Origin of the sequence: Streptomyces sp. NPDC093018, assembly GCF_040684035.1 — a bacterium.
Taxonomy (GTDB): Bacteria; Actinomycetota; Actinomycetes; order Streptomycetales; family Streptomycetaceae; genus Streptomyces; species Streptomyces murinus.
This window is the reverse complement of the sequence record NZ_JBFBFF010000006.1, coordinates 136,061-151,684: the sequence shown is the minus strand read 5'-3', so window position 1 is coordinate 151,684 and position 15,624 is coordinate 136,061. Positions and strand designations below refer to the sequence as shown.

Genomic DNA, 15,624 nt, shown 5'->3' with positions numbered 1-15,624 from the left:
CGCACTCCTCGTGAGCGTTGCCGCCGCGGCCGTGCTCACGGCCACCGGCTTCGCCACCTCCCCCGCGGCCGGCGGGGACCGTACGACGGGCACCACCACGAGCCGGGTCGCCGCCGGGCACTGGGTGAACACCTGGACCTCGATGCCGCAGCTGACCGAGCCGGGCAACCTGCCTCCGGCGCCGTTCACCCAGCCGGACCAGGTCTTCGCGGACAGCACGGTGCGCCAGACCGTGCATGTCTCGGTCGGGGGGACGCATCTGCGGCTGCGCTTCTCCAACGCGTTCGGCGGGGCGGCGCTGCCCCTCACGGCCGTCTCGGTGGCGCTTCCGGCGGGCGGGCGCCCCGGGTCCGGCGCCGTCCGGGCGGGCAGCACCCGGACGGTGACCTTCGACGGCCGCGCCTCCACCGTGGTCCCGGTCGGCGCGCAGGCCGTCTCCGACCCGCTGGACTTCCCGCTGCGGCCGGGATCCAACCTCACGGTGACGCTCTATCTGGCCGACGGCCAGGCATCGGACGACATCACCTCGCATCCGGGCTCGCGCACCACGTCGTACATGGTGCGCGGCAACCATCTGGACGACCCGGACCTCGGCGGGGCGGCCACCGCTCAACACTGGTATTTCCTCAGTGGAGTCGAGGTCTTCTCGAAGAGCGGCACGGCGGCGGCCGTCGTGATGGGCGACTCGCTGACGGACGGCCGGGGCTCCACGACCGACGGGAACGACCGGTGGCCGGACCAGCTGCTCACCCGGCTGCGGTCGCGCCCCGAGACGTCCGGGGTCGCGGTCCTCAACCAGGCGGCCGGCGGCAACCGGGTACTCGACGACGGCCTCGGCCCCAATGCGCTGGCCCGCTTCGACCGCGACGTGCTGGCGCAGAGCGGGGTGAAGTGGCTGATCCTCTTCGAGGGGGTCAACGACATCGGCACCGCCGACGCCACCGAGGCCGCGCAGCGGAAGACCGCGGCGGCGCTGATCGCGGCCTACGACCAGATCGTCGTACGGGCACACGCGCAGGGCATCCCGGTGTACGGGGCCACGCTGACGCCCTTCGGCGGCGACACCGACTACGACGACCCGAACGGCTACCGCGAGGCGGCCCGGCAGACGGTCAACCGGTGGATCCGCACCAGCGGCCGCTTCGACGCCGTCCTCGACTTCGACCGGGCCGTCCGCGATCCGCGCCAACCCCGACGGATCCAGGGCTCGTTGGATGTCGGCGACCATCTGCACCTGAACCCGGCCGGCTACCAGGTACTGGCCGACGCGGTGCCGGCCCGGCTGTTCGGCAGGCAGCCCGTACCGGACTTCGGTCTGCGCTAGCGGCACTTCGCCGGCCGGACCGATCTGTGCCCCCCGGGGCGGCAGCACGCGGCCCCGGGTTCTCCACGAGCCTTCCCGAGACGGTTACTGGTACTCGTTCTGGACCAACGGCGGCGGTTCGGTCTCCATGAGCCTGAGGTCCGCTGGACCACCAACCCGCTCGTCGAGCAGTGACGGCGGCACGTACGAACTCTACGAGACGCAGCAGGTCAACCAGCCGCCCATCATCGGCACCGCGACGTTCAACCAGTACTGGAGCGTGCGGCAGTCCAAGCGGGTGGGCGGCACCATCACGGTGAGCTGACCGAGGCGCCCCGTGCACAGGGGAGGGCCGGGGCGCCCCGGCCCTCCTTCGCGTCAGCCGGTCTCGGCGGCGAGGACCCGGCGCACGGCGAGCGTGGCCGAGTGGACGGCGGCCTCGCTGTTGGGGCGCAGGGCCAGCCAGTCCCCCGCGAACTCGACGCGGCGCAAGGGCCGTTGGAGGAAGGCCCGGCGCAGGCGCAGCGCGGCCGGTGGCGCCTCCGGCAGGCCGTGCGGCCAGCGCGCCACGAAGGCCGTACGGGTCGCCTCGGTCAGGCCCGGCAGATACCGCTCGGCGTGCGCGCCGACCTCGGACGCGATCTCCTCGTCGGTGCGGCCCAGCAGCCGCGTCGACGCGTAGGGGGAGGCGAACAGGCTGATCAGGCCGCGTCCGGGGGGTACCCGGCCGGGTGCCTTGATGTGGTCGAGGATGGCTCCGGCGAACACCCGGTCCTCCACCGCGGGCACTTGGAGGCCGTAGGAGGGCCGGCGGGTGGGGCTCGGCAGGGGGCGGTCGAGGAGGCAGGACACCTTGAGCATCGGGCGGTAGGTGCTCGCCGTCAGATAGGGGCGCTCGTCGTCCGGGACATCGGCGTGCAGCGCGAGTGCCAGGGGCGCGGGTACGGCGAGGACGACGTGTCCGGCGGTCACCGTCGTGCCGTCGGCGAGGTCGAGGCGGGCCGTGCGCGGGCCCGGCTTGACCGCGACGACGGCGGCGGCGGTGACGACGTCAAGGCGGTCCGCGAGTGCCCTGGCCAGGGTGTCCATGCCGTCCCGGTACGCCACCCAGCGCTCTCCCGCGCCGCCGACGGCGAGCAGCAGCGCGGCCATCGGCCCGATCGCCGAACGCTCGGGCAGCCAGCCGAAGAAGGTGCCGGACATCGGCTGCAACAGCCGCTCGTACAGGTCGCGATGGTGGCGGCGGGCGTACTCCGCCACGGTCAGGTCGCCGAACGGTGTCGACTCCGGGTGCTCGGGGTCGAAGCGCGAGCGGTGCCGCAGCAGGGTCGCGGTGAAGCGCAGCCAGGACAGCCGGCCGCGCCAGGTCATGCCCGCGCCGGTCAGCAGCCCCGCCGGATGGCCGAAGTCGGGGCGGGCCCGGCCGTCGCGCCAGATCGCCATGCGGCCGCCCACCGGTACGACCGCGTCGGCGGGCAGGCCGACCGCGCGGATCAGCCGCCAGGTGGCGTCGTAGCCGCGGGTGGCGATCTGCTCGGCGCCCTCGTCCAGGACGTACCCCTCGTGGCGGCGCCCGGCCATCCGCCCGCCGACCCGGTCGCCCGCCTCGAACACGCGCACCGATCTGCCGGTGCGCGTCAGATGGAAGGCGGTGGCCAGGCCCGAGATCCCGGCTCCGACCACGGCGACATCGACGTCTGTGTCGGCCATCAGCGGTTCTTCCTCGTGTAGTGGTACGACGGCGCGGCGGCGCGGGTCAGGTCCAGCGTCCGGTGCCGGGCGCCGGCGCCCCGTCGAGCAGCCGGTCCCGCAGCTCCTGGCGCCGTACCTTTCCCGTCGCGGTGAGCGGGAGCCGGTCCAGGGGCAGCAGTGCGGGCTCGCCGAGCGGGGGCAGATCGGCGACGGCCCGGCGCCATGCGTCGCGGGCGAGCGTTCCGTCCCGGGTCGCGAGGACGGGCAGCGGGAGCCCGTTCGGCCGGGCGAGCACCACCGCCTCGACGACGTCCGGGAGCCGGTCGTGCAGCACGTCCTCGATCTCGACGCAGGTGCTGCCCGGGACCGCGTCCACCTCCCGGTCCAGCAGCCGCAGCCGCCCGGACCGGGTGACGGCGCCGAGGTCCCCGGTGGCGAACCAGTCGCCCGCGGACTTGGCCGACAGCCGCTCCCGCTCCCCGGCGTATCCCGCGCACAGCGCCTTGGTACGGGCCATCACCAGGCCGGTCCTGCCGGGTGCCACCGGCCGCAGAGTGGCCGGGTCCACCACCCGCAGCCGTGTCTTGCCGGGAACGGGACGGCCCAGGTCGCGGGTGGTCGGGTGCCGCTCCCCCGCCGCGCGCACCGAACGGCGGGTGAGGCAGCGGAAGGTGAGCGGCCCGGTCTCGGACTGCCCCCACACCTGCACCCACAGCGGCAGCCGACGGCGCGTGGCGGCGAGGTAGGCGCGCACCGTGGGCGGGTGGATCGCGTCGAAGGTGTTGAGGAACAGGCGCACGCGGCAGAACGGGTTGTCCGGCGCCGCGGCGAGCGGCTGCCAGCGCACATAGGCGGCGGGCGTGGCCTCCAGGACGGTGGGGCGGTGGGCGCGCAGGACGGGTTCGGCGTGCTCGGCCGCGAAGCTGTCGAGCAGCACCACTTCGCGCGGGGCGAGGGCGAACACGCTGAGCGTCCAGGTGAGTCCGCGCCCATGGGCGTACGACGTCGCCTGGGCCACGGTGTCGTCGGGGCGGCTGCTCACCAGCGGCCAGCGGCGGGCCTCGGCGGCGGCGATGCGGTGGACCAGCGAGGCGGTGGTGTGCACGACCAGTTTGGGGACGCCGGTGGTGCCCGAGGTGTGCATGATGGCCAACGGGGCCTGTGCGCAGGGCCGTTGGAACGGCGGCGGGTGGTGGCCGCGCACGTCCGCGAGGGGTACGGCGCCGGGTGCCGGGGCGTCGAGGGTGAGGGTGCGGCGGGTGCAGGCGGTCAGGTCGGTGCCCGCGGTGTGTGCGGCCGTGAGGGTGTCCGAGGTGGTGACCAGGGCCCTGGCGTCGAGGCGTTTGAGCAGGAGGTGCAGGGTCTCGGGCGGCAGGCTCCCGGAGAGCAGCGCGGGCACGGCGCCGATGCGAGCGGCGGCGCAGGCGAGCAGGACGTAGTCCCAGTGGTTGGGTTTGATCACGGCGACCCGGTCGCCCCGCGTGACGCCGAGCGCGGCGAGCCAGCCCGCGGCCCGGCTCACCAGGCCGGCGAGGTCCTCGACGCCGTATGCCGTACGGCCGTCGTCGGGGATGTCCGGCGGGCGGCTCAGGTGGACCCGGGTCCTGCTGCCGCGGTCGGCCAACGCGTCGAAGAACAGGCCGGGTTCGAGGGTTCTCATCTCAGGTGCTCGTCTTTCGGGTACCCGCTATCGCGGGTCGGTCGGATCACGTCGTGGCGGCGCACAGCACATTGGCCGCGACCAGGGCGAGGACCAGGACCCGGTGCGCCCGGATGCCGATCAGCCGGCCGCGCAGGATGTCGCCGCGCACCATGCCGACCGTGAACTGCGCGATGCGGGCCGCCGTCACGGGGAGGAGGGCGAACGGGAACCACCGGGGCACGATGCCGAGGACGGCCGCCGTGCCGATCACCGCGGTCTCCAGGGCGGAGAGCGCGCCGATGAAGACGGCGTTGCCGCGGCGGGAGAGGAGGCAGGCGGCGGTCGGCCGGCCCACCGCGCGGTCTCCGGCGATGTCGTTGGTGTTCGAGTACACGCCGAAGAGGAGGGGCCCGAGGCCGAACAGGAAGGCCTCCACGGCCGCGAGGGCGGTGGCCCGGCCGGTGAGCAGGCCGTACAGCGGCAGTACGAAGGCCCAGCCGACGGCGGCGAGGAACACTTCCTGGAGCCCGTGGTAGCCGAGTCGCAGGCCCCAGGAGTACTGCGGGACGAGGAGGCCGGCGGCCGCGACGCCGAGCACGGCCCACAGCGGCCGGTGGGGTGCGAGCGCCAGCGCCGCCGTCCAGCACAGGACACCGGCGGCGATCGCGGCGCGGGCGAAGCGCAGGGCGTCCGCCTCGGTCAGGGTGCCGGCGAGGAGGGGTTTGCGGGCGAGCCGGCGCACGGCGGCGTCGGTGCCGTAGTTCGCGGCGTCGCTGCCGTCCCGGTACCCGGTGATGTCGTCGTACGCGACGGCCGCGCCCACCAGGCACAACTCGCCGAGCAGGAAGGCCCCGAGGGTCGCCCAGGACGAGGCGCCGAGGACGCCCGCGCCGCTCACCGGCAGCAGCGACACCACCACGATCAGGCTCAGGTAGTAGTCGACCATCCCGAGCTTGGCCAGCCGGAGATAGGCGGTCGGACGGGGGCGCGGGGGCCGGGCGGGGTGGAACGCGATGGTGGGCGGCGGGACCGCGGGGGCGTGTCCCACGCCGGGCTCGGCGACCGCGACGGCCGATGCGGGGGCAGAGGGCTTCACCGAAGCTCCTGAGATCACTTGGCGGGTGAAGGAGGAGCCGCAGGCCACGCCGGCGGCTCCTCACACATCGGTTCCCGACGTCAGGAGAACTTGACGTCGACCTTGTAGACACCGGGGCGCTCGGCGGTGACGGTGGCCTCGCCCTGCGCGCCGTTGTACACCCCGGTACCGCCCTCGACCACGGCCTTGAACCGGTAGGGGTAGTCCATCGGGTTGGCGTCGATCACGGCCTGGGTGCTCAGGTTGAGCTCGTCACCGTCGTTGAAGATGACGTACGCGCCACAGTCCGCGTCCATCTTCGTCGGGCCCTCGATACCGTCGACGGCGCAGGTGTCGAAGGTCCGGCCGATCACCCGGCCCGAGGCGTCGAACACCGGGCCGTTGCCGGCGAACCCTCCGCCCAGGCTCGGCGACTGCGGGATGGAGGTGTTCTTCGTGTAGTCGATGGTGAAGCTCAGCGGCGCGGGCGCCGCCGCCAGGGCCGGTGCCGCACCGGCGGCGCCGAGCGCGCCGACGAGGGACGCGGTGGCGACGGCGGAGGCGATACGCCTGCCCATAGCAACTCTGTGCATGAACACTCCTTGGACATCTCGGGCCCGTTGCCCGACGACCAGGGCACAGTTGATCACAGTTCGGAGTTCCTTGATCACCAACCGTGACGGAGTGTCGGAGGCGAGGTGTTCGCGGATTTCGCTACGGGGGCGCACGCCCGGGGCGTGCGGATGTGCCAGTCTTCGCCCGGTCAGCGCCGGGTCGTGGTGTCGAAGGCCACGAAGCGGAGTTCGGAGGTGTAGCGACGGCCCTGGTCGTCGGTGAGCCAGCTCTGTTCGGGGGTGGGGAGCATTTCGGTGAGGGTGACGGTGGCGGAGGGGTCCTTGCGGGCGAGGCGGCGGAGGGCCTTGGCGAGGATGGTCAGGTAGACGGGGCTGTCGAAGTCGACGTAGAAGGGCCGGGATTCGGTCGGGGAGACGACGAAGACATAGCGCGGCAGGCCGAGTTGGGCGCGCCAGCGGCGGGCGGCCACGAAGCGGCGGGCCTCGTCCTTCTCGTCGGCGAACGAGGCCTGCGCGGCCGGCAGGCGCCAGGTCTCGCGGGCCACCACCAGCCGGTCCAGGGTGACGCGCGGGGTGTGGTCGGCCTGGGGCAGGAGCTGGAAGAGGTCCATCGACAGGGTGGTCAGGACATGGGAGAAGACGTCCAGCGCGGGGAAGACGGAACCGTCCGGGAGGCGGACGACGAGGTCGCCGGCCCGGTTCTCCACGGTCGCATCGGCGCTGCGGATCGTCCGCTCGGGGTCCGCGGTGAAGTCGGCGAGGGCCACTTGGCGGTCCTGGGGCCGTACGAGGGTGTGGCGGACCCGGGCCGACAGGCGGGCGCGGTGCTCCTTGGGGATCAGGGGCATCAGACGGGGGGTGGGGTGGTCGCGGTCGGTCAGCGCGAGGAGTTCGGCCATGTCCGGGTGCTGGTAGGTGAACAGGGAGGCGCCCAAGGTGTTGGACGCCATGTGGAGTTCGCCCAGGACCAGGGTGAAGTCGCCGCGCTCGATCGCCTCCGTGCCCTCGGCCGCGATCAGGACGTCCGGGCTCAGATAGCGGGCCGTCGTCCAGCCGTCGCCGCCGGACGCGAACCGCTCCCGTACCGCCGTCTCGATGTCGGCCGTCGACACGGTCACCTCCCGGGCGCCCTCCGGCACCGCCAGGATCCGCCCCCAGCGGTCGGCGAACTCCCGTTGCAGCTCGGCCGACTTGGCGCGGGCGGCGCCGTGCAGCACCGGCAGGCACGCGAACCAGAAGGAGGCGAGGTCGACCGGGCCCTCGGCGGCCAGCCGGTCGTGGACGACGCGGACCTCCTCCCGCACGGTGGCGGCGAGTTCGGAGGTGAGCCAGGCCGCGCTGTCCATCAACAGCCTGAGCGGGCGCAGCGCTTCGAGCATTCCGGGGCCGAGGCGGGCGGTCGCCGAGCGGCGGGTGTCGGAGTAGACCAGCGAGCGGCAGGGCGCGGTCGACGCGGACTTCTCCCGCACCGCGGCCGTGTCGGTGAGTTCGGTGAAGTCCTGTTCGAGGGCGGTCAGGGCCTGGACGAGGGAGTCCACGTCGGTGGCCGCCGCCACGGCGGCGCGGCCGCGTTCCAGCCGGTCCAGTGCCGCGAGGCCGCGCCTGCGGGGTTCGGACGCGCCGACGGTCTCCAGCCAGGCGCGCAGGGCACGGTCGGGGTGGGTGTCGGCGGGTATCTCCAGGCGCCGGACCACCCAGCGGCGGGCGACCAGGTCGGCCAGCACGGCGGGGACGTCGGTGTCCGGGAGTTCGGCGGCGATGGACCGGGCCGGGCGGACGCCGTCGCAGCGGGCGAGGACGGCCGCGGTCTCGGCGGGCACGGGGATGGGGCGCCGGCCGGGGACGCGGACCCGGTCGCCGTCCAGCACGAGGAAGGGCACGCGGCGGGGGGCGATCCACTCATGCAGTGCGGGGTCGGCGTCCAGCATCTTGGCGAGCGCGTCGATCCCCCAACTCGCCCAGTAGACAGATGATTTGGCGATCAGTCCGGTTCCGGGGTCCACACCGACCGTCCGGGTGCCGGAGTCCCAGCGGCCCCAGCCCACGGGTCCGAAGAAGCCGATGGTGTCGTTCTTCACGCAGAACCGCTGCCAGTAGTGCGCGACCAGCTCCTCCCGCTGCCGGGGCATGCTGCTGCGGCTGTCCGCCGTCGGGGTCCAGCGCAGGAAGGGGGCGATCCCGGAGGTGAGCACCGGCCGGTTCTGCCAGGCCACCGCCTTCCGGAAGGCCGGCGCACGGGCGATGTCCTGCAAGGTGTGCGCGGTCTCCACGGCGGCCTCCGTGAAGAGCCGGGCGAAGCCGCTCCACTCGGGGCCGTCGAGTGGTTCGCCGGCGCCGAACTTGTCGGCCGCCTCGGCCAGTCCGGGCGGGGCGAGGCGCAGCACGCCGTCGGCGGGGAAGCCCGCCCCGCGCAGGGCGAACTGCTCCCACAGCCGCCAACGGCCGAGGGACGGCACGAGATCTTCGGTCATGGCACGGCTCTCCTTGGCGAGCGCGGACGGACGGGGGCGACGACGGGAGACGGGACGCGCCGGAGGAACGGACCCGTCGGGCGGATCGGGACGCGGTGGCGAACGGGTCAGGCGGTGCCGTAGTCGGCCTCGACGACCTCGGCCAGCTCCAGCGGTGTCGGGTAGGCGAAGACCAGGGAGACCGGGACGTCGGCGCCGAGGACCTCCTGGAGGCGGCCGGTGATCTGGAACGCGGTGAGCGAGTCGCCGCCGGCCTCGTAGAAGTCGGTCTCGGCGGTCAGGTCGGGCAGGCGCAGCACGTCCCGGAAGATGTCGACCAGCAGGTCGACGGTGACGACGGGGTTGGTGACGGGGGCGGCGGTTGCGGCGTTCGGGGTCATGGCGTGGGCTCCTTCGTTTCGGTACGGATGAGGGTGTGGGTGCTGGTGCTGGTGCTGGTGTGCGTGCTGGTGCTGGTGCTGGTGTGGCTGTGGTGCAGGGTGTGCAGCCGGGCGGGGGTGTTGCCGCCCGAGACGATGGCCACGGCGCGTTCGCCGCGCCCGGCGCGCAGGGCGCCGGCCAGGGCGACGGCTCCGCTGGGTTCGGCGTCGACGCCGAGGCGGTGCAGCAGGGTGGTGGCGGCGAGGATCTCCGCGTCGCCGACGGCGATCAGTTCGTCGACGCGGTCCCGGATGATCGGGTAGGGCACGGTTCCGGGGCTCTGGCCGCGCAGTCCGTCCGCGACGGTGGCGCAGGGCGGGAGGCGGACCGGGTGTCCCGCGGCCAGGGAGCGGGCGTAGCGGGGGGTGAGGGCGGGTTCGACGCCGACGACGCGGACCGGGTGATCGGCGGCGGCCAGGCACAGGCCGGCGAGGAGTCCGCCGCCGCCGGTGGGGACGTAGACCGTCTCCGTGTCGGGTGCCGCGGCCAGGAGTTCGAGGCCGACGGTGCCCTGTCCGGCGACGACCAGGGGGTGGTCGGAGGACGGTACGAGGACGGCGCCCTGCTCGGCCGCGAGGGCGCGGGCCCTCTCCTCCCGTTCCGCCACTCCCCCGCCCACCTGCACGGTCTCGGCGCCGAGCGCGCGGATGGCGGCGGCCTTCGAGGGCATCGCGCCCGCCGCGAGGACGACGGTCAGCCGGATGCCGAGCGTCCGGGCGATCCGGGCGAGGGCGATGCCGTGGTTGCCGGAGGAACCGGTGACGACCCGGTCGGCGCCCAGCGCCAGGACGGCGTTGGCGGCGCCGCGCATCTTGAACGAGCCGCCGAGCTGGAGGTGTTCGGCCTTCAGCAGCAGCCCCGTCCCGTGCGCCGCGGTGACCGGGCCGCGCAGCAGGGGGGTGCGGACGACGTACGGCGCGATACGGGAGGCGGCGGCCAGGAGGTCGGCCCCGCCCAGCGCCACGGTGGCGGCCCCGAGCCGGACCTCACCGGCTCCGGGTCCGACCCCGACTCCGACCCCGGGTGCGACCCCGACGGGTCCGGGTCCGACCCCGGGTCCGGTCGTCCTCGTCCTCGTACCGGCCCCGAGCCCGGTGACGCTCGTATCGGCCCCGCGTCCCGCCGTACCCGCCGTACCCGTCGTCCCGGCCGTACTCATACCGGCCTCCCGCCCGCCAGCACCCGGCGGTCGGCCTTGCCCGCGCGGGTCGTCGGCAGCGTCTCCAGACGGACGAAGCGGCGCGGCATCAGATGCGGGGGCAGGGTGCGGGCGAGGTGGCGGCGCAGGGTGGCGTCCGTCGTGTCCGACAGGGCGCCGGTGACATGGGCGAGCAGATGGACGCGGCCCAGGTCGTCGGTGTGCGGGGTGACCACCGCGCCGGTGACGCCCGGGTGGGAGAGCAGGGCGCCCTCGATCTCGGCGGGGTCGACGCGGTAGCCGCGGATCTTGAGCTGGCGGTCGGTGCGGCCGGTGTAGTGCAGTCCGCCGGGGCCCCGGTGGCCGAGGTCGCCGGTGCGGTAGAGGCGGGCGCCGGGTGGGCCGAGGGGGTCGGGGACGAACGCGGCGGCGGTGCGGGCGGGTTGGCCGCCGTAGCCGCGGGTCACCCCGCTGCCGCCGATGTAGACCTCGCCCACCGTGCCGTCGGGGACCGGGGCGAGGGCCGCGTCCAGGATGCGGACGACAGTGCCCTCGCGCGGGGTGCCGACGAGGTCGGTGGTGTGGTCGGGGGCGGCGGGCACGCTGTGCCGGGTGGTGGTCATGGTGCACTCGGTGGGGCCGTACTGGTTGACGAGCCGGCCGGGTACGAGCCCGCGGCCACCGGCGGCGAGGAAGGGCCGCAGGGACTCGCCGCTGGAGGCGACCAGTTCGACGCCCGCGAGGGGTTCGGTCAGGTCGGTCTGTCCGCCGAGGTGGGTGAGGAAGGACGGGGTGACGCTGAGCAGCGCGGTCACCCCGTGGTCGCGGACGGTGGCGGCGAACTCCGCGGGGCGCAGCAGCCGGGCGCGGTCCACGATCACCAGCCGGGCTCCGGCGAGCAGCGGTACGAAGGTGTCCCGGATGGAGGCGTCGTAGCCGAGCGGTGCGGTCTGGAGGGCCACGGTGTCCGGGCCGAGGCCGAACGCCCGTGCGGTGTCGCGGAGATAGGCGTCGAGGCTCGCGTGTTCGACGAGTACGGCGCTCGGTTCGCCGGTGCTGCCGGAGGTGTGGCTGACATAGGCGAGGGCCTGCGGGTCGGCGCCCACGTCCGGGAGCGGGCCGTCCGGGGGTTCCTCCTGGTCCAACAGGACGGTGGGTACGCCGAGTTCGAGGGCCGGGGCGAGGGCGCAGTGGGTGAGCAGCAGCCGGGCGCCCGCGCTGCGGACGAAGGCCGCCAGCCGCTCGCGGGGCTGGCTCACGTCCAGGGTGAGGAAGGCGGCGCCGCAGCGCAGCGCGGCGGCCATGGCGGCGACCGCGTCGGTGCCGTGCTCGACGGCCACGGCGCAGACGGTCTCGGGCCGGGCGCCGTGGGCGCGCAGCAGCCGGGCGATCTCCTCGATCCGGGTGGCCAGCCGGGCGTACGACACCTCGCCCGCCGGGGTGCTCAGGGCGGTGCGCCCTGGGTGACGCAGGGCGTGCGCGGCGATGTCGTCGGCGAGCGTGCGCATCACCGCTCCCCCGGGTCGGCGACGGTCATGTCGACGGCCACGAACCGGAGTTCCGAGGTGTAGCGGCTGCCCTCGTCGTCGGTGAGCCAGGCCTGCTCGGGGGTGGGCAGCATCTCGCTGACCTTGAGCCGGGCGCCGGGGTCCTTGCGGGCGAGCCTGCGGGCGGCCTTGGCGAGGATGGTGAGGTAGACGGGGCTGTCGAAGTCGACGTAGAACGGCCGGGGTTCGGTCGGCGAGACCACGAACACGAAGCGGGGCAGCTCGTGCCGGCGCTGCCAGTGCCGGGCCTTCACGAAGCGGACGGCCTCCGTCTTCTCGTCGGCGAAGTCCACCTCGGCGACGGGCAGTTGCCAGGTCTCGCGGGCCACGGTCATCCGGCCGAGGGTGATGCGCGGGGTGTGCTCGCCCTCGGGGCGCAGGGTGAAGCGGTCCATGACGCGCTGGGTGAGGGTGTTGGCGTAGGCGTCGAGCACGTCGTACGCGGTGCCGTCGGGCAGGACCGCGCTGAGCCTGCCGTCCCGGTCCTCGACCAGGACGTCGGCGCTGAGCACGGTGCGCGGGCGGTGCGGGTCGCCGGTCTGGTCGACCAAGGCGACGTAGTGGTCCTCGGGCCGGTCCAGGGAGGGCCGGCTGCGGGTGGACCACTTCAGGGGCAGCTCCTTGGGCAGCATGGGCAGCAGGCGCGGGCCGGGGAAGTCGCGGGTGGTCTCGGCGAGCAGCTCGTCGCGGTCGGGGTGCTGGTGCACGAACAGGGAGGCGCCCATGGTGTTCAGCGCGCAGTGCATCTCGCCGAGGACGAGGTCCACGTCGCCGCGGGCGAGGGCGGTCTCGTCGGCGGCGGTGACCAGCACGTCGGGGCTGATGTAGCGGGCCAGCGACCAGCCGTCGCCGGGCTCGTCGAACTCGCGGCGGACCCGTTCGGCCAGTTCGGCGGTGCTCACCCGGACCCGGCGCACGCCCTCGGGCAGTTCGAGGACACGGGCCCATTTGGCGCGGAGTTCGGCCTGGATCGCGTCGATGAGGTCGCCCGCGTCGGGGTGCGGGGAGGGCAGGGTGTGCAGCCACAGGGTGCCCAGGTCGACCGGTGCGCCACCGGCGCTCAGCCGCTCGTGCACGGTGCGCAGCCGGGCGCGGACGGCCTCGGCGAAGCGGTTCGTCATCCAGCGGGCGGCGGTCAGGCACAGCTGGAGCGGTTCGAGGTGGTCCAGCAGTGCGGCGCCGGTGGTGGCGGTGGCGGCGCGCCGGGCGTCGGAGTACACCAACCCACGGCAGGGCGCGGTGCGTTCACCCTTGGCGCGCTGGGCCTCGCTGTCGGTCAGCGTGGCGAAGTCGGCTTCGAGCGCGGTGATCGCGGCGGTCAGCGCGGTGGCGTCGTCGCCGGCGGCGCGGACGGCGTCCCGGCCGCGCTCCAGTACGGCGAGACGCTCCAACGCCCCTTCTCGCGCCGCCTTTTCGGGGACGCGCTCCAGGATGTCGCGCAGCGCGCGGTCGGGGTGGGTGGCGGCGGGCACCTCCAGTCGCCACTGCACCCAGCGGCGGGAGATCAGGTCCCGTACGGTCTGGGTGACCTCGTCCTCGGGCAGGCCGAGTTCGGCGGCGATGGCGGGTATGTGCCGGGTGCCGTCGCAGCGTTCCAGTACGGCGCGTTCGGGGTCGTCGAGCTGCCGGGCGGGGCGGCCGGGCACCTGGACCGTGCCGTCGGCGCAGCGCACGAACGACACCCGGCGCGGCGGGATCCAGCGCATCAGGGCGCTGTCCGCGGCCAGGACCTTCGCCAGGGCGTCGATCGCCCAGCCGGAGAAGTACACCTCCCGGGCGGCGAGGAAGCCGTCGCCGGGGGTCACGGCGACGCCGCCCCGGGCGACCAGGTCCCAGTAACCCCAGCCGACGGGCCCGAAGAAGCCGATGGTGTCGTTCTTCACGCAGAACCGCTGCCAGTAGTGCGCGACCAGCTCCTCGCGCTGCCGCGGCATGCTGCTGCGGCTGTCGGCGGTCGGGGTCCAGCGCAGGAACGGGGCGATGCCGGTGCGCAGGACGGCGGGGTTCTGCCAGGCGAGCGCGGCCTGGAAGCGGGGCCGGGCGGCGATCTCCTGGAGGTAGCGGGCGGTCTCCACGGCGGCCGCCGCGAGGTTCTCCGTGAAGGCTCCCCACTCCGGTCCGGACAGCTCGCTGTCGGGCCCGAACTTGTCGGCGGCCTCGGCGAGTCCGGGCGGGGCGAGGCGCAGCACGCCGTCGGCGGGGAAGCCGGGGCCGCGGAGCGCGAACTGCTCCCACAGCCGCCAGCCTCCGCCCGGCAGCAGGACAGGTGCGTGCTCGTCCGACATCGCGTGCTCCTTCCGAATGGGGTGCGCGGGAAATCGCGTGGCCCGGGGTTTCCGGGGTGCCGGGCGGCCCGCGACCAAGCAGCACGGTCCCGCGTCGGGGCGGTGGGTCACCAGGGAAGTTCCGGCAGCAACGGGTGCCACCACTGCGGCGCGTTCGTCCCTGACCGGCCGGGGCGGGGGCCGGGCACTCTTGCGTCGCCGGACCCTGATCCGCGGCCGGCCCATCACCTGCGGGAGGTTCACCGTGACGCAACCCAACTCCGCGAACGGCAGCGGCGGCGACGAGGCGCGCCCCGGCGCCGAGGACGGGTATCTCGTGGTGCGCAACGACGAGGAGCAGTACTCGATCTGGCGGGCGGACCGCGAGCTGCCGGCCGGCTGGCACCGGGAGGGCCACGAGGGCAGCAGGCAGGCGTGCCTGGACCACATCGACGCCGTCTGGACGGACATGCGCCCGTTGAGCCTGCGCCGCCGGCTCGCCGGGGCCGATGTCTGAGGTCCGGCCGGCCCTGGTGCCGGCCAGGCCGGCCAACGCACCGCCGACGCAGCGGCCGACACCAGCCGTGCGTGACGTACCGTCAATAACGCTGTCCGGCACGCGAGTTGGCTTACCGGCGACAGCGGAGCCGGGCGGCGTGCTCACGACCCCCCGGATGCCGGCGGAACTCAGCGACACCCCCCTGTCGGTCTCGCCCCCCGGCCCGCTGTGTCCCTCCCTCCTGGACCTGCCCGGTCCGCACTACCCGCCGTACCCCGTCGGCCCCCGGCCGCTGCGCGGTCCGCTGGAGCTGTATCTGACCGAGGTCGGCAGCCAGGACGACCGATCGCTGCTGCGCGCCCAGGAGTTGCTGGACGCGCAGGAGCGGGCGCGGGCCCGTGCGTTCAGGCGGCCCCGGGACCGGGACGCGTATGTGATCGCGCATGCGACGCTGCGCGCCCTGCTCAGCCCCCTGCTGGGCGTCCCGGCGGACGAGCTGCCGCTGATGCGGGAGCCGTGCGCGGGCTGCGGGGGTCCGCACGGGCGGCCCGCGCTGCACACCTCGGGGGTGCACTTCTCCCTGTCGCACAGCGGGGACCTGGTGCTGGTGGCGCTCGCCGGCGCACCGGTCGGGGTTGATGTGGAGGGCGTGGCCACCGTGGAGGCGGTGCGCAGCGCGCAGTGCGCGCTGCACGCGGCGGAGGTGGCGGAGCTGGCCCGGCTCCCGGCGCACGAGCGGCAGGCGGCCTTCACCCGGACCTGGGTGCGCAAGGAGGCGTACCTCAAGGGGCTGGGGACGGGGCTGGTGCGTGATCCGGCCCTTGACCACGTCGGCACCGGACCACGGCCGGTGTCGCCGTCGCCCGACTGGAGCCTGCGGGACGTCCTCGTCCCGGCGGGGTACGCGGCGGCCGTGGCACTGCGGCGCGAGTGAGCGCGCGGCCGAAGCGGCGCACGCGAAGACGGCGGGGACCGGTCCGACGACCGGTCCCCGCCGC

12 protein-coding genes and 1 pseudogene are annotated in these 15,624 nt (G+C 74.4%); 4 read left to right on the top strand and 9 right to left on the bottom strand.

The features are described 5' to 3' along the window. The first annotated feature begins 10 nt into the window (after positions 1–10). Positions 11–1,324 (top strand): SGNH/GDSL hydrolase family protein, encoded by a 1,314-nt coding sequence (locus AB0N90_RS16550; RefSeq protein WP_365196991.1) that lies wholly within the window; start codon positions 11–13, stop codon positions 1,322–1,324. A 160-nt stretch (positions 1,325–1,484) separates the two neighbouring features. After that, positions 1,485–1,619, top strand: a pseudogene (locus AB0N90_RS16545) (glycoside hydrolase family 11 protein); the annotation flags it as partial. 62 nt (positions 1,620–1,681) lie between these two features. On the opposite strand, the gene AB0N90_RS16540 reads toward AB0N90_RS16545, so the two are convergent. The 9 genes from AB0N90_RS16540 to AB0N90_RS16500 all read right to left on the bottom strand — a co-directional run bounded on the left by AB0N90_RS16540 (position 1,682) and on the right by AB0N90_RS16500 (position 14,148). Further along, positions 1,682–3,013 (bottom strand): NAD(P)/FAD-dependent oxidoreductase, encoded by a 1,332-nt coding sequence (locus AB0N90_RS16540; protein WP_365196989.1) that lies wholly within the window; start codon positions 3,011–3,013, stop codon positions 1,682–1,684. 46 nt (positions 3,014–3,059) lie between these two features. Next, positions 3,060–4,655, bottom strand: coding sequence for a class I adenylate-forming enzyme family protein (locus tag AB0N90_RS16535; protein ID WP_365196986.1), 1,596 nt, complete (start codon positions 4,653–4,655; stop codon positions 3,060–3,062). Between the two features lie 46 nt (positions 4,656–4,701). Beyond that, positions 4,702–5,733: a UbiA family prenyltransferase gene (locus tag AB0N90_RS16530; protein WP_365196985.1), complete on the bottom strand. Its 1,032-nt coding sequence runs from the start codon at positions 5,731–5,733 to the stop codon at positions 4,702–4,704. Positions 5,734–5,813: 80 nt separating this feature from the next. Next, complete coding sequence (locus AB0N90_RS16525) at positions 5,814–6,305, bottom strand: hypothetical protein (protein WP_365196983.1); 492 nt, start codon at positions 6,303–6,305, stop codon at positions 5,814–5,816. 170 nt (positions 6,306–6,475) lie between these two features. Then, positions 6,476–8,758, bottom strand: coding sequence for a lantibiotic dehydratase (locus AB0N90_RS16520; RefSeq protein WP_365196980.1), 2,283 nt, complete (start codon positions 8,756–8,758; stop codon positions 6,476–6,478). A gap of 107 nt (positions 8,759–8,865) precedes the next feature. Further along, a complete protein-coding gene (locus AB0N90_RS16515) occupies positions 8,866–9,138 on the bottom strand; it encodes an acyl carrier protein (protein WP_365196977.1) in 273 nt (90 codons plus the stop codon). Beyond that, positions 9,135–10,337: a pyridoxal-phosphate dependent enzyme gene (locus AB0N90_RS16510; RefSeq protein WP_365196975.1), complete on the bottom strand. Its 1,203-nt coding sequence runs from the start codon at positions 10,335–10,337 to the stop codon at positions 9,135–9,137. Before AB0N90_RS16510 ends, AB0N90_RS16515 begins: the two co-directional genes overlap by 4 nt. After that, positions 10,334–11,824, bottom strand: a complete 1,491-nt coding sequence (locus AB0N90_RS16505) for an amino acid adenylation domain-containing protein (RefSeq protein ID WP_365196973.1) — start codon at positions 11,822–11,824, stop codon at positions 10,334–10,336. Before AB0N90_RS16505 ends, AB0N90_RS16510 begins: the two co-directional genes overlap by 4 nt. After that, the gene (locus AB0N90_RS16500) at positions 11,824–14,148 is read right to left on the bottom strand and encodes a lantibiotic dehydratase (RefSeq protein ID WP_365196971.1); all 2,325 of its coding nucleotides are present in this window, start codon (positions 14,146–14,148) and stop codon (positions 11,824–11,826) included. The genes AB0N90_RS16505 and AB0N90_RS16500 overlap by 1 nt, the downstream gene beginning before the upstream one ends. A 316-nt stretch (positions 14,149–14,464) precedes the next feature. Here AB0N90_RS16500 and AB0N90_RS16495 point away from each other — a divergent pair, with 316 nt between their 5' ends. Next, entirely contained in the window at positions 14,465–14,644 is a 180-nt protein-coding gene (locus AB0N90_RS16495) for an MbtH family NRPS accessory protein (protein WP_365197374.1), read from the top strand. 139 nt (positions 14,645–14,783) lie between these two features. Continuing rightward, positions 14,784–15,560 carry a 4'-phosphopantetheinyl transferase superfamily protein gene (locus AB0N90_RS16490; RefSeq protein WP_365196968.1) on the top strand — a complete coding sequence of 259 codons (777 nt, stop codon included), beginning with the start codon at positions 14,784–14,786 and terminating at the stop codon, positions 15,558–15,560. Positions 15,561–15,624 lie beyond the last annotated feature (64 nt).

Coding starts and splice junctions, on each gene's coding strand:
- AB0N90_RS16540 (WP_365196989.1), bottom strand. CDS start 3,013: ATGGCCGACACAGACGTCGATGTCGCCGTGGTCGGAGCCGGGATCTCG.
- AB0N90_RS16535 (WP_365196986.1), bottom strand. CDS start 4,655: ATGAGAACCCTCGAACCCGGCCTGTTCTTCGACGCGTTGGCCGACCGC.
- AB0N90_RS16525 (WP_365196983.1), bottom strand. CDS start 6,305: ATGCACAGAGTTGCTATGGGCAGGCGTATCGCCTCCGCCGTCGCCACC.
- AB0N90_RS16520 (WP_365196980.1), bottom strand. CDS start 8,758: ATGACCGAAGATCTCGTGCCGTCCCTCGGCCGTTGGCGGCTGTGGGAG.
- AB0N90_RS16515 (WP_365196977.1), bottom strand. CDS start 9,138: ATGACCCCGAACGCCGCAACCGCCGCCCCCGTCACCAACCCCGTCGTC.
- AB0N90_RS16510 (WP_365196975.1), bottom strand. CDS start 10,337: ATGAGTACGGCCGGGACGACGGGTACGGCGGGTACGGCGGGACGCGGG.
- AB0N90_RS16505 (WP_365196973.1), bottom strand. CDS start 11,824: ATGCGCACGCTCGCCGACGACATCGCCGCGCACGCCCTGCGTCACCCA.
- AB0N90_RS16500 (WP_365196971.1), bottom strand. CDS start 14,148: ATGTCGGACGAGCACGCACCTGTCCTGCTGCCGGGCGGAGGCTGGCGG.